This is a genomic window from Caloramator proteoclasticus DSM 10124, assembly GCF_900129265.1.
Classification (GTDB): domain Bacteria; phylum Bacillota; class Clostridia; order Clostridiales; family Caloramatoraceae; genus Thermobrachium; species Thermobrachium proteoclasticum.
Genome location: NZ_FQVG01000003.1, coordinates 69164 through 91762, shown reverse-complemented (window position 1 = coordinate 91762; position 22599 = coordinate 69164). Strand labels below are relative to the sequence as shown.

The following is a 22599-nucleotide window of genomic DNA, read 5'->3' as shown; positions in this document are numbered from 1 at the left end:
TTGTTTGATAAAATTGTAAATGAAATAAAAAACAACAAAAGGGTTATATATCTTGCACCAACAAGAGAGCTTATAGAATTCGTTAGAGGTGAAATTTTAAAAAGGGCAGGTTGCTTATACAATGTAGATGTTATAACCTTTGATGACTTATCAAGAAGGATTTCTAAAAATCATTTAGGCAGTTCTGAATTAATCACCTATGAGGCTTCTCTTGTGCTTGTTGAAGAAATACTAAAGGAGCTTGGAGAAAAAAAGATTAAATATTTCTCTAAAGTTTATGATAAAAAGGGATTTGCAGTAAATGCACTTAATGCAATAAGAAGTTTAAAAAGGGAATATATGAATATAGATGAATTTAAAAATATTATAAACTCCATAGGAGATGAAGTATTAAAAAGAAAAACAGAGGATTTAATAACAATATATACAGCATATCAAGAAAAATTAGCCTCATTAAACCTCATAGATATGGACGATATAATAAAGATTGCAGTAGAAAATGTAGATAAAACTACATATTTTGAAAATGTATCTCTATTTATTATTGATGGATACATAGATATATTTAAAAGCGAGAAGAAACTACTTGAGGCAATAAAAAATAATTTTAGTGAAATTGAGTTTATATACCATATTCCTCTAAATGTCCCTTATGTGCTTAATTTTGCAGAAAAAGAAGCTTTAGGATTTGCAAAGGAATTAAAGTTTGAAATTAGTGATGATGATTTTTTAAATACAAAATACAGATACCTTGCCGAAACACTATTTACCGACAGAGCTTTAGATGAGACCTTTGATGTTAAAATACTTGATGCACCCTGCATTGAGGATGAGGTAAGGCAGGTGGCTTCAAATATAAAAGAACTATATAAAGAAAGAAAAATTGAACTTGATAAAATAGCAGTAATAGTTCCAGATAGGGAGGAATATGAGGATATACTGCTTGAAATATTCAATGAATATGGAATTCACATCTCCTTAAGTGATACAGAACTTCTCTCTAAAATACCATTTATAAAAACTATAATGGCACTGCTTCGACTTAAAAATGAAAGATATAATAAAAATCTTTTAGAGGATATAGCAACAAGTCCATATCTATCTATTCCTGAAAGAAATGATGTTTTAAGAGTTTTAGAGAGATATTTTATAGGTAAAGATACATCTGCTTTCCTTGAAAGACTTCCAGAGGAATTTAAGGTTAAAAATGAAGATGAAGAACAGCAGAGGGAATATACAGAAAAAATATCAAAATTAAGACAAAGCTATATTAAATTTGAAAATATGATAGATGAGAAACTTTCAAAAATAAAGTATAATGCAAGTTTTGAAGAGTATAAAAGGTCAGTAGTAGATATTTTAGATGAATTTGGTATAAAAAAGAGAATAGTGTGTCTGTATAACAAAGGAAATGGTAAAATATCACAGGATATAATGCTACGCGACCTAAAGTCTCTGTTTGGTTTTATTGAAATGTTAAATAATCTTGGTGAAGTATATAAATATCAAACTTCAAAAATAGATTATACAGAGTTTTTAGATATATTAGATGAAAATATAACTACTACCACAGTTACTTTAAGCCCTAAAAAGAGTTATGGTGTCAAGGTTTTAACTCCAGATTTAATAAGAGGAACAAGCTATGGCTATGTATTTATAATGGGGCTAAATGAAGGAAAATTCCCTAAAATATCAAAGGCAGCAGGCATATATACAACAAGAGAAAAGGAGATAATTTATAAGAAGGGTGTAAACTTTGGAAGCAGCATATTTGAGATGGAGAAGGAAAAGATAAGGTTTATATTATCAATAGCATCATCCAAGGAAGGACTATTTTTATCCTATAGAACATCTGGTGAGGACGGTTCTTATATTTCAAAATCACAATTTTTAGATGAGGTTATATATAAACTGGGACTTCACAAAAATTTTGAGGAAAGAAAAGTTAGAACTATGAGGGACAGGTTTAGCCTAAATAGAATCTACAGCAGAGAAGAGCTTGTTAAAAGATACTGCATAACAAAGGACAGTAGAATTAAAGAGGGTGGATTAGACTATTTAGACATAGCAATTCAGGTAGAGGAAAAGAGAAATGACGATAAGTTTACAGAGTATGATGGACTTGTTGATATAAATAAAATGAAGGACAGCAATAGGAGGGATGTATTTAGTGCCTCTAAGATTATGTCCTATAACAAATGTCCATTTAGGTATTTTATAGAGGATGTACTTAACATAAGAAAATGGGAAGATGATGTTTATTCAAATTTAAACTTTGGAAACATATATCACTATGTGCTTGAAAACTACTATAAGGATTATATAGAAAAAGAACTTGAATATAAGGAGGATAAAATAGAAGAACTTACAAAGGAAGCCTTTAAAAACTTTGGTTTGGTATTAGAGGATAACTATACAGATATAACAAGGGAACAGCTTCTTGAAAACATAAAGGGCTTTATTGATGTTGATGTGAAATATAAAAATGAAATCAAATTTAGACCATATCTTATAGAAAAGGAGTTCGAATTAGATAACTTAATTGAAGGAATAAAGATAAAGGGAAGAATAGATAGAGTTGATATGGAGTATAATGGAGACAAACCAACAGGAAGATATATAATACAGGACTACAAGATATCTAATGCAAAGTCCTTAGGAGATATGTTAAAGGGAGAGGCTATACAGGTGGTGCTGTACTATTATGTAGTAAACAGTATTTTAGAAGAGGAATTAGAAATAAAGCCAGAATGTGTTGGATTGTTATATTATGATATAAATAAAACTTTAGATGAAAACAAGAAAAAGCTAAGCGGTATTATCATAGAAGAGCATAATAATGACTTTGAAATAGTTAGCAAAAAAGCTTGGAATAGAACAACTGTTGCAAAGGAAAACTTTGATGTCGTTATAACCCACATAACCCAAAACTACATTAAAGAAAGTATAGAAAAAATCAAAAGGGCAGTATTTACGCTTCCTAAGATATGTGAAGTACAAAGTGCCTTTAATTTAAGCTGTGATTATGAAGATGTCTGCAGATACAATAAATTAAGGCTCTTAAATAAATGTGAGGTGGAAATATGAACATAGAATATATAAAGAATGTGTATGGGGTTAATGATGAACAGGCAAGAGCCCTTGATATAAGTAAAAACATTGCACTACACGCTGGGGCAGGTTCTGGTAAGACAAGGGTTTTAACAAGAAGGTTTTTAAGGCTTCTTCTTGAGGGGGGTGCCAATGTTGACGATATTGTTGCAATAACTTTTACTAAAAAGGCAGCCCTTGAGATGAAGGAGAGGGTTATAGATTTAGTAAATAAGTTTATAGAGCAGGAAAAGGACAGCAAAAAAAGAGACGCTTTAAGAAAAATAAAAGAAGAACTGCCTCTTGCCAACATATCAACCTTTCACAGCTTCTGCGATACGCTTGTAAAGGAAAATTATTATATTGTTGGCATTGAGCCTATGTATAAAATTGTTGAAGAGGTTGATACATTAACTTTACTTAACAGAATAGCCGATGAAGTACTTGATGAGTTTGTAAATAACTCTGAATATAGAGATAAATTTGAAACGGTTGCAGAAATTTTAGGGGTTGATTATTTAAGTAAAAAGAAAATAATAGAGGATGTAAAGCATTTATATAAAGAAATAAAGACAAAGGGAGACAGCATAGAGGAGGCAAAGAAATTTACAGAGAATAATATAAATAGGTTTAACGAACTTAATCCTAAAGAAAATGAGAAAAAGAAGGGAAAGAAATCAAATATAAATGAAGAAGATTTAGAAAAACTACAAAAAATAATCCATCTTGTTATGGAGATGGTGGAGGCTTTAGATAGAAGGTATTCAGAAGAAAAGAAAAGTCTTGGAGTATTAGATTTTAATGACCTTGAAAAATATACCCTTCAGATACTTGAAGTGGAGGAAGTTAGAAATAGGATAAAGGAAAGATATAAATACTATCTTGTGGATGAGTTTCAGGATACAAACGATGTTCAACTAAAGATATTAAGCTACCTAACAGAAGAAGGAAATAAAATAAAAGATGGTAAACTATTTGTTGTTGGAGATATAAAGCAGTCAATTTATCTTTTTAGAGGTGCAAATTATAAAGTATTTGAGGATGTTACAGATAAAATTAAAAATTCAGGTGGAGAAAAGCTAAACCTTTCAACAAACTACAGAAGCCACGACAAAATTGTTGATATTATAAATAATATGTTTGAAAATTTAATGGATGCCTATGAACCTTCAAATGTTTCAAATGGTGTAAAGGGTGAGGCAGGTTTTGATTTTTGTATATTAGAAACGGAAGAGAAAACAAATTTTGATACAAAACAGCTAAAGGAAAGAAGGGTAGAAGTAGAAGAGCTTAAGTTTTTTTTAGAAAAAGAGGACAAAGATGAAAAGAGGAGAAATGAAGCAGAATACGTTGCAGAAAAAATATTAGAATTAAAAGAAAAGGGAATAGAATATAAGGACATCGCAATTTTATTTAGAGGAAGAAGTGGAGTATTGGAATTTGAAAACTCACTAAAGAAGAGGCAGATACCCTATACAATTCTTGGAGGAATAGGATATTTTGAAAGACAGGAGATTAGGGATTTAATAAACATAATAAGGTTTATATATAGATATGAGGATAAGCTCTCTCTTCTTGGTGTATTAAGAAGCCCCTTTGTGGGACTTTCAGATAATGAGGTATTAGATGTATATAATATAATAAATGAAAATAAATATATAAGCTCAGCACAAAATTATAATGACAAGGTAAAAAGGCTCTTTGAACTTAAGGAAGAGGCTCCTTTATACAGTGTATCAAGTTTCTTAAAGAAGTTAGATAAGGAACTAAAAATAAAGGAGATACTTCTTCTTCAGGAGGATGGAGTACAAAAGTATAGAAACTTTGAAAAGTTTTTAGAGATTGCAGAGGAGTTTGATAGAAAGGGAATCTATTCATCAATTGAGTTTGTTGATTATTTAGAAAACCTAATAGAAGTATCCCAAAAAGAGGGGCAGGCCTTTTTAGATACAGAAAACAGCAATGCAGTAAAGATAATGACAATACACGCATCAAAGGGACTTGAATTTGAGGCGGTATTTATTCCTTCCCTTGATTATCAAATTGAAAAAAGCAATAGGAATAGGTTTGTTTATGATAAATTTAATGATGAAAAGGGAAGATATGGTATAGTAATAAACCACGATGCAATAAAAAAGGATGGTTTATACAAATATGTGGAAGAAAAACGAAAAGAGGAAGAAAAGAAGGAAGAAATAAGAATATTTTATGTTGGTGTAACAAGGGCAATAAGATATTTGTCCTTAAGTGCAGTTAGGAAAAAAAGCGAAAAAACATTGATAAATTATTTGGTAGATTGTGGAATAAATTTTGAGAGGTATGTTGAAGAAACAAGTACATTTAAGGACTATAAAAAGGAAAAAGAAGAAAATAATTATGAAGAAGACATCTTTGATATTAATAATGCTTTAGAAAATATCAACACAAAAATTGATTACATACCAAAATCAATATTCAGCATATCAAGGTATATGCTATATAAGGATTGCCCAAGAAGATACTTCTTTAGATATGTTGCAAAAATAGACGAAGGCTTATTGGATATTGATTTTTTAAATAAAAAAGAAGATGAAGATGAACAAAATGAAGCAGAAATAGTAAAAAACATAAACGCAGCAGAGGTTGGAAAATTTGTTCACAGCATCCTTGAGGATGTATCAAAGGGTTATAAAGTAGATATTGAAGATAGGATAAATAGAGAGTTATACGAAATTTCAAATGAACAAAAAGAAAAAATAAAAACAATGGTACAAAACTATGAAAAAATAGAAAAAAGTATAAAAATAAATGGAGAAAAGTTATTCTCCCATCAAGAGTTTAACTTTAGAGTACCTCTACCAAATACAGATATTATCTTAATGGGAATAATTGATAGATTAGACATATATCAAATTGGTGATACTAAAAAGGCAGTTGTTATCGACTACAAAACAAACAAGGTTAATAGCGAAGAGGATAAAGAGAGAATAAAAAATCATTACCTTCATCAATTTATTGCCTATAGATTTGCAGTAGACAAAATATACAATATAGATATTGAGAAGATGTATCTATATCTACTTGATACAGGTGAATATATAGAAATGGATATAAAGGATGAAGATATACAAAATGGTATAAATGATATTGTAGAAGTATTTAACTTTATGGAAACAAACAGGGAATTAAATAATTACGACAGATGTGAAAAATGCTACCTATGTAATTATAGATTTATCTGCGAATAAAATTAACCATATTTTTACCATATTAAAAGATAATTTTAGTAGAATAAAATTAATAAATATTAATGAGGTGGAAATTATGAGATATAGGGTTATAGGTGAAGGCTTGCCAGTTGTAATTTTAAACTTAGATAGGGGAGAAACAATAATAACAGAATCTGGCGGAATGTCCTGGATGAGCGATGGCATTGATATGTCAACTAATATGGAAGGTGGACTTTTTAAGGGAATTGCTCGTGCCTTTGGTGGTGAATCAGTATTTTTGACAAGATATACAAGCAAAAGAGACAACACAGAAATAGCTTTTTCGTCATCATTTCCCGGGAAAATTGTTCCTTTAAACCTATCACCAGGGCAGTCAATAATTTGTCAAAAGCACGCATTTTTGTGTGGAGAAAGCTCTATAAATCTTGATGTTATATTCAACAAAAGGCTTGGAGCAGGTTTCTTTGGAGGAGAAGGCTTTATTCTACAAAAAATAACAGGACCGGGTATTTGCTTCCTTGAAATAGATGGAGAGGCAGTTGAATACAACCTTGCCCCAGGTGAAATCCTAAAGGTTGATACAGGTCACGTTGCAGCCTTTGAACCATCCGTTAGCTATGATATTGTAACAGTAAAGGGCTTTAAAAATGTATTCTTTGGAGGAGAAGGACTATTCCTAACAGAATTAAGAGGCCCAGGCAAGGTTATATTACAATCACTACCAATTCAAAACCTTGCAAGAGAGATAATACCTTATATACCAGTTAAGCGTAATGATTAATTTTTAAAAAATTTACACAATTTCAAAGGGGATTATATTATAATAGTAGAATAAGGCAAATATTACCGCCTTATTTTACTATTTATTTTTTAGAGGGGGAACAATAATGCTTTCCAAGGAAGATTACCAAAAGATAGTAAATAGATTAATGTATATATTGGGTAAAAATATAAATATAATGGATATAAATGGAATAATAATTGCGTCGGGTGATGAGGAAAGAATTGGAACCCTTCACGAAGGTGCCAGGGAGGCTGCAACTTTTAAAAAGGAAGTAATAATATGCGATGATAATAAACATTTATATAAAGGAAGTAAAAAAGGAATAAACATCCCTATATTTAACAACGATGATGTTATCGGCGTTGTTGGAATTACAGGAGAACCTAATGAGGTATTAGGTTTTGGTAAGATTATAAAAGAGCTTGTAGAACTTATGGTTCAAGAATATGAAAACAACAAATTTCAAACCTTTCAATCAAGAGCTATCGAAAACTTTACAAAGGAGCTCTTTAAAAAGCAGACCTTTGAGAAGGAGGAGCTTTCTGTTTTAAAACATAGAGCAGAAATTGTAGGTTTTAATTTAAAAACAAAAAGATACATTATTGTACTTGATATAATAACCTTTAATAGTTATATTAACGCAAATTCTCTTAATGAATTTGACGTACAACAAATTAAGCAGAGTATTATAGATGATATTAAATTAAAGCTTTCGAAAAAAGATATAATTTACAATATCTCAGAGGATAGGTTTGTAATAATAACCCAAAATGAAAATCCATTAGATTTAAGTAGAAGTATCCAAAAGGAAATATATGAAAAATACAAACTTAAGTTTAATATTGGTATAGGAAAAGAATGTCAAGATATAGAGGATTATTCTATATCATTTAATATAGCAAATAAGCTAATTAAAATAGGAAGAATATTAAATGAAGAAATATTATACTATAAGGATTCATTACTTTATATAATGTTAGATGATGTTCCAGAATATATAAAAAAGCTATACATAAATGAACTTAAAACAAACTGTTTTGATTTAAACAAAAATGTAGAACTATAAAACACACTAAAGGTCTATTTTGAAACAGGTATGAATATAAAGGAAACGGCAGCAAGGCTTTATGTGCATACAAATACAATAAAATATAGACTCGACAAAATAGAAAAAATGTGCAATGTAAATATAAAGGATCCCTTCGAATGTATGAAAATATATTTTTATATAGCTTTAAAACAAATATCCCACTCATAGGGATATTTGTTTTTTTGGTACAAAAAATAAATTTTAAATCCTTAAAAAATTATATAATTTTTACATTTTATAGTCTTATAAAGAGTAATAGAATTAATATAGGTGGTGGTTATATGAGGGTATTAATTGCTCCAGACAAATTTAAGGGAAGTCTTTCAGCAATGGAAGTATGTAAAAACATAGAGATAGGAATAAAAAAGGTTTTTAATGATGTAGATATAGAAAATGTCCCAATGGCAGATGGAGGAGAGGGGACTGTTGAATCATTAGTAGATGCCACAGGAGGAAATATAATAAAAACTATTGTAAGAGATCCTATTTATAGGCAAATACTAAGCTTTTACGGAATATTAGGTGATGGCAAGACAGCAGTTATAGAAATGGCCGCAGCATCGGGACTTTATCTTTTAAAGGAATATGAAAGAAATCCACTTTTTACAACAACCTATGGAACAGGTCAACTGATTTTAGATGCATTAGATAAAGGGTGCAGAAAATTTATAATCGGCATTGGTGGAAGTGCTACAAACGATGCAGGTGCTGGTATGGCAATGGCACTTGGAGTAAAATTTTTCGACTCGCTTGGCAATGAAGTAGGATTTGGCGGAGGAGAGCTTGGGAAGGTATGTTATATAGATACATCTAAAATAGATAAAAGGATATTTGAAAGTGAATTTATTGTTGCCTGTGATGTAAAAAATCCTCTGATTGGTGAAAATGGTGCCAGCAGAGTATATGGGCCTCAAAAGGGAGCATCTGAGGAAGTAGTTGAAATACTTGAGAAAAATTTGAGCCATTTTGGAATGCTACTTGAAAATACATTCAATAAAGAGATAATAAACTACCCTGGTTCAGGGGCAGCAGGTGGACTTGGTGCAGGACTTCTTGCCTTTTTAAATGCAAAATTAAAAAGCGGTGTTGATATAGTTATGGATGTTTTAAACCTTGAAGAAAAGGTAAAGGAAGCAGATATTGTTGTATCAGGAGAAGGCAAGGTAGATTCCCAAACAGCCTATGGCAAAACAATATATGGTGTATCAAAGCTCTGCAAAAAGTATAACAAACCTTTAATTGTTATTGCAGGGGCGGTTGAGGATGTTGATGCACTGTATGATATGGGGGTTACAAGTGTATTTTCTATTTTAGATAAGCCAATGGTATTAGATGATGCTGTTAAGGAGGCACCAGTTTTAATTCAAAATATTTCAGAGAGGGTATTTAGGTGTATAAAAGCCTTTAAGGCTTAAAATATAAGGAGGGGGATTTATGTCAGGTCCATATTTAGTATTTGTTCTTTTACTTGCCATTGTTTTTATAGTAGTTACAACTTCAAAGTTTAAACTAAATCCATTTTTAGCTCTTATATTTGCTTCTTATTTACTTGCCTTTGCTGCAAAACTACCCTACGATAAAATCACAACAATAATTACACAGGGGTTTGGAAATACCTTAACAAATATAGGTATAGTGATTATAGCTGGTGTAATAATTGGAACAATACTTGAAAAATCAGGTGCGGCAATTAAAATGGCAGAGACAGTTATAAAGCTTGTTGGAGAAAAGAGGCCAACTTTAGCAATGAGCATTATAGGTTATATTGTTTCAATTCCTGTATTCTGTGATAGTGGTTTTGTAATTTTAACCCCACTTAATAAGGCACTTGCTAAAAAGACAAAGACCTCTTTAGTTGCTATGTCAATTGCACTTTCCACAGGTTTATATGCAACACACGTTTTAGTTCCACCAACACCAGGACCAATTGCAGCAGCTTCAAATTTAGAGCTAACTAATATTCTTCTTGTTATTGTTTTTGGTCTTATTCTTTCTATTCCTGCATTAATTGTAGGTAATGTGTATGCTAATAAGGTTGCATCAAAATATAGTTCAAATATTACAGATGATGTTAGCTATGAAGAGGTTATGAAAAACTATGGCAAGCTCCCAAGTGCTTGGAAATCCTTCGCACCAATAGTTGTTCCAATAATTTTAATGGCATTAGGTTCAATCGCAAAGTTTCCAGGAGATCCATTTGGCAAAGGACTTATATTTAAACTATTTGTTTTCCTTGGAACTCCTGTTAATGCACTATTATTTGGTATGTTCTTTGCCTTCTTGTTGATACCAAATGTAGATAAGGAAACAAAGAACAAATGGATACAGGAGGCTATGAAGGATTCAGCAATGATTTTAATAATAACAGCTGCAGGTGGTTCACTTGGAAATGTTATAAAAGAGATAAAGGTAGGCGAATATTTAGGACAAACATTAGCAGGCCTAAACATAGGTATAATCCTTCCATTTATAATTGCAGCGGCAATAAAGACAGCACAAGGTTCATCAACAGTTTCACTTTTAACAACATCAGCACTTATGCTCCCACTACTTCCAACACTCGGATTTACTTCTGAAGTTGCAAGAGTTCTTGTGGTTATGGCAATAGGAGCAGGTGCAATGACTGTAAGCCACGCAAATGACAGCTACTTCTGGGTTGTATCTCAATTTGGTGGAATGGATGTAAAAACAGCCTACAAGACACAAACAGTTGCAACTCTACTTATGGGTATAGTAACAATAATATCAGTTTATATTGCATCATTAATATTGTTGTAATGGATAGGCAGCCGCAAGGCTGCCTTGAAACATTTATTATGATAAAATATAATTTTTTATAAAGGATTTTCTATAAAAAAGAAGAAAATATAATTATAAAACAAAAGAAAGGCAGATAATTATGGGTGTTGAAAAGTTAGAATTACTAAACAGAGGATTGAAGGATATAGAATATAAAGATATAGGGGATGTATATAGAAAAATTGAAGAATTGTATAAAAGGCTTCAATTAAATCAGGGAATAGATTTAAAAAAATGTTTTACAGGTTGTAGTGATGTTTTTTTAACAGAACTTAAAAAAGCATTTGGTAGAGCCAATGAAATAAATATTATTGTATCATTCTTAATGGAATCAGGGGTTAGACTTATTTTAGATGATTTAATTTTTGCGAAAAATAGAGGAGCAAAAATTAGAATAATAACAGGTAGATATTTAAATATAACACAACCATCAGCAATATATCTTTTAAAAGACAGGTTAGGGGACTATGCTGATATAAGATTTTATAAGGAAGAAAATATATCGTTTCATCCTAAGGCATATATTTTTGATTATAATAATGGGGGAGATATATTTATAGGTTCATCTAACTTGTCAGAATCAGCATTAACAATGGGTGTAGAATGGAATTATAGGATAGAAAAAACAACAAATCCAGAGGATTTTCAAGAATTTAAAAGTGAATTTTTTAGAATATTTGAAGAGAATTCTTTGAGGGTGGATGATGACTTATTAAAAAAATATAGTATAGAATGGAAAAAGCCAAAGCTCATTTTTGATGAAAATAAAAAGGACAAAAATGTAATTAATCTTTTTAGACCTAAAGGTGTACAGATAGAAGCTTTGTATGAACTAAAAAGAAGTAGATTAGAGGGATTTAACAAGGGACTTGTTGTAGCTGCAACGGGTATAGGAAAAACATATTTAGCTGCTTTTGATTCTTTAGAATTTAAAAGGGTATTATTTGTTGCACATAGAGAAGAAATATTGAAACAAGCCGCTGAGTCCTTTAAAAATGTTAGGACGAAGGATAAAATAGGATTTTTTAATGCTGAAGTTAAGGATTTAGATTGCGAGATATTATTTGCATCTGTTCAAACACTTGGTAAAGAAGAATATTTAAGTGATGAGTATTTTGATAAAAATTTCTTTGATTATATTGTAATAGATGAATTTCATCACGCTGTATCTTCAAGGTATATGAATATAATTAAATATTTTGAACCTAAATTCTTATTAGGTCTTACAGCAACACCAGAGAGACTGGATAATAAGGATATATTTGAACTATGTGACTATAATGTTGTTTATGAATTAAGGTTAAAGGATGCAATAAACAAAGGGTATCTTGTTCCTTTTCATTATTATGGCATATATGATGAAACAGACTTTTCAAATATTCCAGTTATAAATGGAAAATATAACGAAGAAAAGTTAGAAGAAGTTTTAATGTTAAATAAAAGGGCTGATTTGATATTAAAAAACTACTTAAAATTTGATAAACAGAGGACAATAGCCTTCTGTTCCTCAAAAAGACACGCTGAATATATGGCAGAATACTTTAATGAAAATAAAATAAAGTCCTGTGCTGTGTATAGTGGTGAAAAGGGAGACTTTTCGTTGGAAAGAGATAAGGCAATAGAAAAATTAAAAGAAGGAGAAATAAAGGTTATTTTTGTTGTTGATATGTTTAATGAAGGAGTAGACATACCTGATATTGATATGGTAATGTTTCTAAGACCTACAGAGTCTCCGACTGTGTTTTTACAGCAATTGGGGAGAGGTTTAAGAAAATCAAAGAATAAAAATTATTTAACTGTTTTAGATTTTATAGGAAACTATAAAAAGGCAAATTTAATTCCATTTTTCTTAAGTGGTTCAGACTATGACATAGAAAGAATAAGAAAAAGTAAATATGTTGTTAAGGAAGAAGATTTTCCAGATGGATGTATTGTAGATTTTGATTTTAGAATAATAGATATTTTTAAAAAGCAGGCTAATGATTTGATGGGTATCGAAGAGATAATTCTTAATGAATACTTGAGAATAAAGGAATTTTTAGGGTATAAGCCATTGAGACACGATTTTTATAAATACATTGATGATGCAATATATTCTAATATGAAAAAAGCTTCTAAAATAAATATACTAAATGATTATATTGAGTTTCTACATAAAAATAATGAACTTGATGAAGATGAAGAAAAAATTTATGGTACACTTGCACATAAATTTATAAATTTTATAGAAAAAACATCAATGTCAAAAAGTTATAAAATGCCAGTACTTCTTGCTTTTTATAATAATGGCAATATAAAATTAAAACTGTCTGATGAGGATATATATAAAAGTTTTAAAGATTTTTATTCTAATCCCTCAAATGCTGTTGATATGCTTAAGGATAAAGGTACAGCAAATTATAAAAGTTGGGGGAAGAAGGAGTATTTAAAGCTTTCAAGAGAAAATCCAGAAAAATTTTTAGCAAAAACAAATCCAGAATTTTTCTATAGGGATGGAGAATACTTTTGCTTGGTTGATGACTTAAATGTTTATTTAGATAATAAAGCATTTATTAAACATTTTAAGGATGCAGTAGATTATAGAACAATTAGATATTATAAGGAGAGATTTAAAAATGAATGAAACAATAGAATATTACAATAAAAATGCATTAGATTTTTATATTAATACCAAGGATGTGGATATGCAGAAGCTATATGATTTTTTTCTAAAATATTTAGAAAAAGGAGCCAAGATACTTGATTTAGGATGCGGCTCTGGGAGAGATGCAAAGCATTTTTTGGATAATGGTTATGATGTAGTTGCATTAGACGCGTCAATAGAAATGGTTAGATTATCAAGTGAGTTAACAGGTAGAAAAACAGTACATAAAACTTTTAACGAATTGGATTATGAAAATGAGTTTGATGCTATTTGGGCTTGTGCTTCTTTACTACACGTATCAAGGAAAGAGATAGACGATATATTATACAAAATCTCAAGGGCTTTAAAACCAAATGGTATTTTATTTGCATCCTTTAAGTATGGAGATAAAGAGGAATTTAGAAATGGTAGGTTTTTTAATTTTTATGAAGAGAAGTCATTTAGAGAGCTAATAGAAAGACATAGATATTTTATTTTAAGTGAAACATTAATTACAACAGATGTAAGACAAGGTAGAGAGAGTGAAAAGTGGTTTAGTGTAATATTAAAAAAGATATAGAAGAATTAAAAAGTATCTAAATAATAAAGCAATTTTTAAAGAATTATCTTTAAAAAAGTTTAGGGATTTATTTTTAAATATTGTTTTAAAGTATATTTTAAAAAACTTTTTTAAAAACAAAACAATTAAATTGTATATGATATTTTGGGAAAATATAAATAAAGATAATTATTAGAAATAGTGTTTTTATAAATAAAAATAAATTAGAAAAGGACGAAAATCTAATATTAACGTCCTTTTTTCATTTACTAAGTTATTATTATTCATTAAATATAGAGGTGGATCCACCCAATACAATAATAAGAATTATAATAACAATGAATAAAGTTAAAATAATTTGAACTTGGATTCGGTATCACTTGCAGAATCCAAGTTTATGTTACCTTATGTGTATTTTAATATAAATGCCCATTGCTAATAGTTGTGACAGGTTTTTAATTAGAATACCTGTCTAATTTTGATTTTTTGGAAAATTTGAAGGAATATAAATTTTAATGTAGAAATATTAAATAAATGAAAGAAATAAATTTAAGGAGATGTTAAAGTGAAGTTTGATAATTCTATAGGTAATTTTAATAGCTCGATAATAGATAATGAAAAAAATAATAATCAAAATATTATTAGAGAAAAACTTGAAAAACGCATTTTAAAGGAGTTTAAAATTAAAAAACTTATTGGAGATATAATAATAAACGATAGTGAATATGAGATTCTAATTGAAGACTTTAGAAATAAATGTAAAATAATAGAAAATTCAGCATCACACTCAATTATTGATCCTCTCTTTGCAACAGCACTTGTATATATAGGTATTAAGTATTATGATGGAAGCTTTTGGCCTCATGTCGCGAAGATACTTTCTGTTGATAAGTTGACAATAAATTTTCAAGGATGGATAGGAGATTCATTTATAAATACATTAAAAAGGTATAATAAGGTTATAATTGATGAAAATGAAAAAGTAAAAAATATCTTAATGCATGGATTTGTATCTGATTATTATGCAAATGATATGTTTAATTTTTTGTTCAAATATTATGATATTGATTTAGAAAGGGATCTTAGCCGTAATAATAAAGAGATGATGAATAATCTTATAGAAATTATTCAAAGAAACGATAACACAGGAAGAACATATCTTCTAGTAAAACAAACAGCTAATGCAATAATAGCTAATAAACGTGGAGGAAAAATTAGAATAAGAAGACTACTTAAACTAATAGATAAGTGTTTTTATGATCAGGTTACACCAATTAATCCAGTCAGTAGAATGTCTATACTTTTCAACAAATGGCAAGAGAATAGTGAAGATTTTAAGATTAAAAGAAACCAATACAATTTATCATTTTCAAAGAAGAAAAGTTTTTCATCACCTTATTTAAAATGTGATTTAAAAAACACTAAGTTTAAACTGATTCTTCCATCACAACTTATAAAATTTGAAAATGAAGGCGAAATTAAATGGAAAATTAATACGTCTAATAAAAATATTATTGTTGATACATATACTTATGAAGCAGTAACAGGAAATAAAACACAGGAAATGTTTATAGATATTAATCCATTAGAAATATTTGATGAATTTATAGTAGAACTTTTAAACGATGAAAAAAGTATTAGGTGTTTTAAACTAAAATCTCATTGTATTAGATTTTTTGATAAAGATGGAAATCTATTAAATACTAATTCTAATCTACCAAAAGGGGAAGATGTGTATTCATTTACAAAAAAAGATGAAATACCTATATCAGAAGCAATATTAGATAACGAAATTATAGGAAATCTTTTAAGAACGTGTTTTAATTTTAGTTTGGGTGATTATGTAAGACTTCCTGATGGGAAAGTTATATCTATAGATAAAAAAATAGAAGAAGGTCTTTTATATAGAAATTCTTTAAAAGATTGCTATGCAGAATATAATAATGAGATATTACCCATATATAAATCTCCACCTGTTATATTAATAAAAATTCAAGAAAATAGAGCAAAAGGAACAATAATAAATATTAACGGAAAAAACAATAGGATGTTTGATGAAATAGCAATAAAAGTTGATTTGAATGATGGAAGTAATGAGGTTGGATATATTATAAATTTAAAAGATTATGGTTGTATAAAGGATGGAGTATATGAGGTGTTTATTGATGTTCCAAATGATAGGACAAACAGATATTGGAGATTTGCACTAATTAATGGAATTGAATATAGTTTTGAAGATGCTCCTTACATATTTAAAACTAAAGCAACAATTGTATTTAATGAAAATTTAAAAATTATTTCTAATGATATAACTACCGAAAAAAATCGAGATGACAATTCGTTTAATTTTGAAATAAATTCTAATAAAGATTATATTGATTTTTTATATGAATTTAATAATGAGAATATTAAATTGTTTTTTAAAGTTCCTGTTTTAAAATGGAGCTTAGACAATAATATATGGAATATTGAAAAAATGTTGGATATTTGGCATAGTGAATTTCCATCAAAAATATACATAAAAGGTCCTTTTGATAAAATGAAATTTAGCTTAGATGAAAATATAGGAAATGAGGAAAAAGTAGTTGAACAGGCAAAAAGCTATTTAAAATCCAAAGATGGAGTTTTTGTATGCGATATATCAGTTTTTAAATCTTGGTTTGGAAGGGAAAAAATAAAAAGAAGTATATTTATTGAATTTGATGGATATCGAATAGAGTTTTTAAATGTAATAACCAAAAGTGTTGTAGCGGATCATATACTAAAGGGTAATTTCACTGAAAATGAGCTTATTGGAAATTTTAAAATAATAGGAAATGCAAATTACTATGTAGATATAGTTTATACTAAAACATCAGAACCAATTGCAAGTAAACTTCCAATTATAAACGGTACTTTTTCGATAAAACAAAAGTTATTAAGTGGTAAATATGAATTAACTATATATGAAGATGAGGAAGATGACACAGGATTTGGTATAAGTAACTATTTATATGTTGATAGATTTTATGAAGAGATAATAAATCCATATGATTTATCAGGGAAAAGTTTGGAAATAAAAGGGATAAAAAAAGGAGAAAATAGTTTATTTGAAATAAATTTGAGCTGTAGATATGTAATAAATGATTTGAAGAAAATAGATGATAATAATTACGCTGGAGTACTTTTGGTAGATTTTCAAAATAAGAGTCCAATTAATTATAATGTTAAAGTTAATTTTTACGATTTAAATAAAATTAAGTTTGTCTATCTTACATTTTATGATGGATATGAGTATGTTGAATTTTTACTGGATAATTTTAAGAACATAATAGTTAAAGAAGAGGAAAAAGGATTAAAAGGTTCAGTTAAGTATAGAAGATATACAAGCCTTTATCCTGAGGATTATGTTTTTATAGTAGACTTTACAGATTCTATACCTATGTTAAAAGAGGATATAGTTAATTTTTCAAAATATAATAGTTTTAAAAATGATGATATAGATTTAATTCCAATTGAAAAATTGGGACTTAGTACGAATACATATAACATCCTTAAATCGGCACATATTAAAACTGCTAACACTATTGAAAAAATGACTTACAATGACTTATTAATGATAAAAAACTTAGATAAAAATGCAATTTTGGAAATTATAACAGCAATGAGAAGAATAGGAATAAAAGTAGATCATTTAAAATATAACAAACAAAATAAATAAAGAGGAAAACTAAATTTGAAATACAAAAGTTATAAAATTAATACAAAACAAGGGGGATGGGAAAATTGTCATTTTTACCAGTTAGTGCTTCTAAGACAATAGTTGATAAGTATATTAGATATTTAAAAACTATTTTTCAAATAAACGATAAAACTTATTCAGATCAATTTGAAAAAGCCCTTTATGATGAAAAATCCTTTGCTAAAGGACCTTATATAGAAATTTCAGCTTCATTTGTAAAAGGTAAATCAATAAATGAACTTATAAATGATGGAATATTATCAAGGGGATTTAAAAAAGTTAATATGCCACTTACAAGACCATTATATAAACATCAAGAAGAAGCTATATTAAAGGTCATTAATGAAAAAAATATAGTTGTGTCAACTGGTACAGGTTCAGGTAAAACAGAAAGCTTTTTGATACCAGTACTTAATTATTTGTTGTGTCAAGAAGAAATTGGACAATTAAGTTCTGGAGTTCGTGCACTTATTATATATCCTATGAACGCATTAGCGAATGATCAAATAGAAAGGTTAAGAGAATTATTAAAGGATACTAATATTACTTATGGATGTTATACAGGACAAACAAAGGAAAAATATGAAGATGCACTTGTTGAATATCAAAAATTAAATGATGGTAAAAAGCCCTATAAAAATGAGCTAATTTCAAGGGAACAGATGAAAAAAAATCCTCCTAATATATTAATAACTAATTATGCTATGCTTGAATATTTAATGGTTAGACCAGATGATAATGTATTTTTTGATGGTGAATATTCGGATAATTGGAAATTTATTATATTAGATGAAGCTCATGTTTATAGAGGTTCTACAGGCATTGAGGTTTCTATGCTTTTAAGAAGATTAAAAGCAAAATTAAAAAAAGATGATATAAGATATATTTTAACAAGTGCAACACTTGGAGGTGAAAAGGATAATATAGAAGTTGCTGAATTTGCGTCAAATTTATGTGATAGTAATTTTGACAAAGATAATATTATAAGAGCAAAGAGAATAAAAATAGAAGTTGAAGATTCATATAGAGAGATTAATCCAAACTTTTATAATGAAGTGGTGAAACTTTTAAATAATGGAGAATCTGATAACAAAATCATAGATTTTATTTGTAATTCTATTGATATAGAGCGAAATGAAAAAATAGAGGAGTTACTTTATGATATTGTCGTACACGATAAAAATTATTGGGCTATGAGAAGTTTTTTAGATATACCAAAGACGGTTTCAGATATTGCTCAATATATGAAATGGAGTGAGGAGGATGTTCAAAACTTTATAACTGTTGCTTCTAAATGTGAGAAAAACTTCGAAAGGTTATTAGATGCAAGATATCATATGTTTTTAAGGGCTACAGATAGTGTATTTATAACTTTAAAGCCAAGTTCAAAATTATTTTTAACAAGAAAAGAAAAACATTTTGAGGGTAAAGAAGAATATAGGGTTTTTGAAATTGCAACTTGTTCTTATTGTCATTCTATATATATTATTGGTAAAAAGGATGAAAATGATTACTTAGTTCAATCAAATTTTGCAAACGAAGAAATGGAATATGTATTTTTGCTTTCAGATAGTATTTCTAATGATGATGAAGAACATTCATTAGAAAATGAAGGACTAGAATTTGAAGAATATAATCTATGTTCAAGGTGTGGTAGATTAAATAGAATAGGTGCTAAAAAAGAAAATTGTTGTGAACATGATTCAAAATATTATGTTAAAGTTTTTAAAATTGAAATAAAAAATGATTCAAAAAGGCTTACTAAATGCCCAAATTGTGAAAATACTAATTCAACAGGTGTACTTAGAATGTTTTTTACTGGACAAGAGGCTGTAACAAGTGTTATTGGTACGGCATTATTTGAAGAACTTCCTTCTTATTCTATAAAACAGGAAATAATAGAAGAGGAAGATGATACAGGGTTTGGATTTAATCATACAATTGTAAACATTACTAAGACAAATTTAGCAAAGCAATTTATTGCTTTTTCAGATAATAGACAGGCTGCTGCTTTCTTTTCAAGTTATCTTGATCAAACTTATAGAAATATATTGTACAAAAGACTTATAATTGAAACTTTAAAAGATAGTAATTATTCAAAAAGAGGTAAAACATTTAATATCTTTATTGATGAATTAATAAGCAATTTTGAAAAATATAAAATTGCATCAAATAATGTAGATTTAATAAAGAAAGAAGCTTGGAAAGCAGGTCTTTTAGAACTTGTTGATAATAATGGTAATACATCTTTGAACAGCTTGGGATTAATAGGTATTTGTTTATCTGGTGAATTTAAAGAAAATAAAAGATATAATCTTTCGGCAAAAGATGTTGAAACTATATGTAATGTATTTGCACTTGGAATGATGACAGATTGTGCTATTTATTATGAAGCCAACTTAAATAGTTTTGATAAAGAATATTTTACATATAATCGTATAGAATGGAGTTATACATTATCAGATAATGATAATAAAAATTTTAAACGTTCCTTTGTACCATTAAAATACAACAAACGTTTTGATTATCTTTCAAAAGTACTTAAAAAAGCAGGTTTTGATTTGTTAGATGATGAAGTTAGACATCTTCTTGAAGGACTATGGAAATTATTTAGCACATTTTACCTTAAATCCTCAGATGGTGGATATAAAATAGATTGTGAAAAGATATTGATAAACCGTCCTTCAAAGTGGTACATATGTTCAAAATGCAAAAGAATAACTATTCACAATGCTTTTAATGTTTGTCCTTCTTTTAAATGTGATGGAGAACTTGTAGAAATAGATATTAATGAATATCTAAAGAACAATCATTATTATAATATATATAATCAACTTGATATAAAAGAGCTTAGAGTAGTTGAACATACTGCACAACTTAGCAAAGAGATGGCATATGAATATCAAAGAAAATTTAAAAATAAAGAAATTGATGTTTTAAGTTGTTCAACTACTTTTGAGATGGGAGTTGATGTTGGAACACTTGAAACAGTTTTCATGAGGAATATGCCTCCATCACCATCTAATTATGCACAAAGAGCAGGACGTGCAGGAAGAAGTAAGCATTCTTGTGCATATGCAATTACTTTTTGCAATAAAAGCTCACATGATTTTACTTTTTTTGTTACTCCAGAGAAAATGATAAAGGGAACCATAAGCCCTCCTAAATTTAAAATTGAAAATGAAAAGATAGCTATAAGGCATCTTTATGCATCCGCGTTAGGTTTCTTTTGGAAAAATATCCTGAATATTTCTCAAATGCATCTTCTATGAATGAAGAGTTTGAAAATAAAAGAAGTGGATATGATGTGTTTAGTGAATATTTAAACTCTCATCCACAGGATTTAAAAAATTATTTAAAGGCTTTTTTACCTAATGAACTTGCTAAAAGGTTTAAAATAGAAAGTTATGGTTGGATAGTTGGGCTTTTAGGAGATGAAAAGAATAATGAAGGTGTTTTAACAAAGGCAAAATTAGAATATGAATATGAAGTTAATACTCTTAATGAAGCGATAAATAAAGCACTTGAATCTAATGGTAGAGTTGATAATTTAAGAGAAAGAGTGAGAGTTTATAAAAATGAGGATATTTTATCATTTTTGTCACGAAAAAATGTGCTTCCTAAGTATGGTTTCCCTGTTGATACAGTTGAAATGTCTATAGTAGATAAAAAAAATAAAACTAAACTTGGGCTTCAACTACAACGTGACTTATCTATAGCTATTTCAGAATATGCTCCGGATTCACAAATAGTCGCAAATGGAAAGTTAATAACAAGTAGATATATACGAAAAATACCCAATATGAATTGGAAACAATATGAATATGTAATGTGTGATTGTAATACTTTAAACATAGAAGTATATACTTCTGATGATTCTTCAAAACTTAAAAATTGTAAAGTATGTGGAAAATCTTTAGAAGATAAAATGAAAAAGGTATTTTTAGTACCTCAATTTGGTTTTGAAGCTGATGGAGACAAGATTAGAAAACCTGGTCTTAAAAAACCTGAAAGAAGCTATAAAGGAGAGACAGCTTATGTTGGATATAGGAAGGATATAAATTTTGAAAATTTTAAAATAGGAAGAGGAAGTTTTCAAATAGGAATGAGTCAAGGAGATGAGATGGCTGTTTTAAATGAATCAAATTTCTATATTTGTGAATATTGTGGTTATGCTGTACTGAATGACAAAAAGTTTTCAAAAACAATAATAGAAAAGCACAAAACTTCAACAGGTTTTACATGTAAAAATGATGGAAGTAATAGATTAAAAAGATTTTCATTAGGTTATAGATTTGAAACTGACGTTGTTCAGATTAGATTCATAAATCCTGATTTAGTAGAATGGGATATTGCTCTTTCTGTATTGTATGGAGTCTTAAGAGGAACTTCAAGCTACTTAAATATAGAGGAAAACGATATTTCAGGATGTTTACAATATTTTTATAATGAAGTGACTTCAAGGCCTAATTTTGAATTAGTTTTATATGATAAAACGCCTGGGGGTGCTGGACATGTTAGAAGAATTAATGATGAAAAAATTTTTGAAGGAGTTTTAGTTGAGACTTTAAGACTTATGGAAAACTGTAGTTGTGGAGGCGACGATAGAGATTCCTCATGTTATTCTTGCCTAAGAGGTTATTATAACCAAAAACATCATGATAAACTAAAAAGAAAATATGTAATAGATTTTCTAAAAATGATATTATAAAAACCAACTATAG

General features: G+C 28.6%; 11 protein-coding genes and 1 pseudogene. All 12 read left to right on the top strand.

What is annotated here, in order from left to right; genetic code table 11:
• The 12 genes and pseudogenes from BUB63_RS01560 (at position 1) to BUB63_RS01510 (ending at position 22586) form a co-directional block, all read left to right on the top strand.
• The gene (locus tag BUB63_RS01560; RefSeq protein WP_073247719.1) at positions 1 to 3087 is read left to right on the top strand and encodes a PD-(D/E)XK nuclease family protein; all 3087 of its coding nucleotides are present in this window, start codon (positions 1 to 3) and stop codon (positions 3085 to 3087) included.
• The gene (locus BUB63_RS01555) at positions 3084 to 6317 is read left to right on the top strand and encodes a UvrD-helicase domain-containing protein (RefSeq protein ID WP_073247718.1); all 3234 of its coding nucleotides are present in this window, start codon (positions 3084 to 3086) and stop codon (positions 6315 to 6317) included. The genes BUB63_RS01560 and BUB63_RS01555 overlap by 4 nt, the downstream gene beginning before the upstream one ends.
• 76 nt (positions 6318 to 6393) lie before the next feature.
• Positions 6394 to 7080, top strand: a complete 687-nt coding sequence (locus BUB63_RS01550) for a TIGR00266 family protein (protein WP_073247717.1) — start codon at positions 6394 to 6396, stop codon at positions 7078 to 7080.
• A gap of 106 nt (positions 7081 to 7186) precedes the next feature.
• Entirely contained in the window at positions 7187 to 8149 is a 963-nt protein-coding gene (locus BUB63_RS01545; RefSeq protein WP_200790121.1) for a CdaR family transcriptional regulator, read from the top strand.
• Positions 8150 to 8164: 15 nt separating this feature from the next.
• Positions 8165 to 8341, top strand: a pseudogene (locus BUB63_RS14090) (helix-turn-helix domain-containing protein); the annotation flags it as partial.
• Between the two features lie 113 nt (positions 8342 to 8454).
• The gene (locus tag BUB63_RS01540; protein WP_073247727.1) at positions 8455 to 9588 is read left to right on the top strand and encodes a glycerate kinase family protein; all 1134 of its coding nucleotides are present in this window, start codon (positions 8455 to 8457) and stop codon (positions 9586 to 9588) included.
• A 19-nt stretch (positions 9589 to 9607) separates the two neighbouring features.
• Positions 9608 to 10951, top strand: coding sequence for a GntP family permease (locus BUB63_RS01535; protein WP_073247716.1), 1344 nt, complete (start codon positions 9608 to 9610; stop codon positions 10949 to 10951).
• Between the two features lie 121 nt (positions 10952 to 11072).
• Positions 11073 to 13595 carry a DEAD/DEAH box helicase family protein gene (locus tag BUB63_RS01530; protein WP_084106411.1) on the top strand — a complete coding sequence of 841 codons (2523 nt, stop codon included), beginning with the start codon at positions 11073 to 11075 and terminating at the stop codon, positions 13593 to 13595.
• Positions 13588 to 14175 (top strand): class I SAM-dependent methyltransferase, encoded by a 588-nt coding sequence (locus BUB63_RS01525; protein ID WP_073247715.1) that lies wholly within the window; start codon positions 13588 to 13590, stop codon positions 14173 to 14175. Before BUB63_RS01530 ends, BUB63_RS01525 begins: the two co-directional genes overlap by 8 nt.
• A 544-nt stretch (positions 14176 to 14719) precedes the next feature.
• Positions 14720 to 17854, top strand: coding sequence for a DNA-directed RNA polymerase subunit alpha C-terminal domain-containing protein (locus BUB63_RS01520; RefSeq protein WP_073247714.1), 3135 nt, complete (start codon positions 14720 to 14722; stop codon positions 17852 to 17854).
• 65 nt (positions 17855 to 17919) lie between these two features.
• A complete protein-coding gene (locus BUB63_RS01515) occupies positions 17920 to 21147 on the top strand; it encodes a DEAD/DEAH box helicase (RefSeq protein WP_073247713.1) in 3228 nt (1075 codons plus the stop codon).
• Positions 21105 to 22586: a DUF1998 domain-containing protein gene (locus BUB63_RS01510; protein ID WP_073247712.1), complete on the top strand. Its 1482-nt coding sequence runs from the start codon at positions 21105 to 21107 to the stop codon at positions 22584 to 22586. Before BUB63_RS01515 ends, BUB63_RS01510 begins: the two co-directional genes overlap by 43 nt.
• The last annotated feature ends 13 nt before the right edge of the window (positions 22587 to 22599 follow it).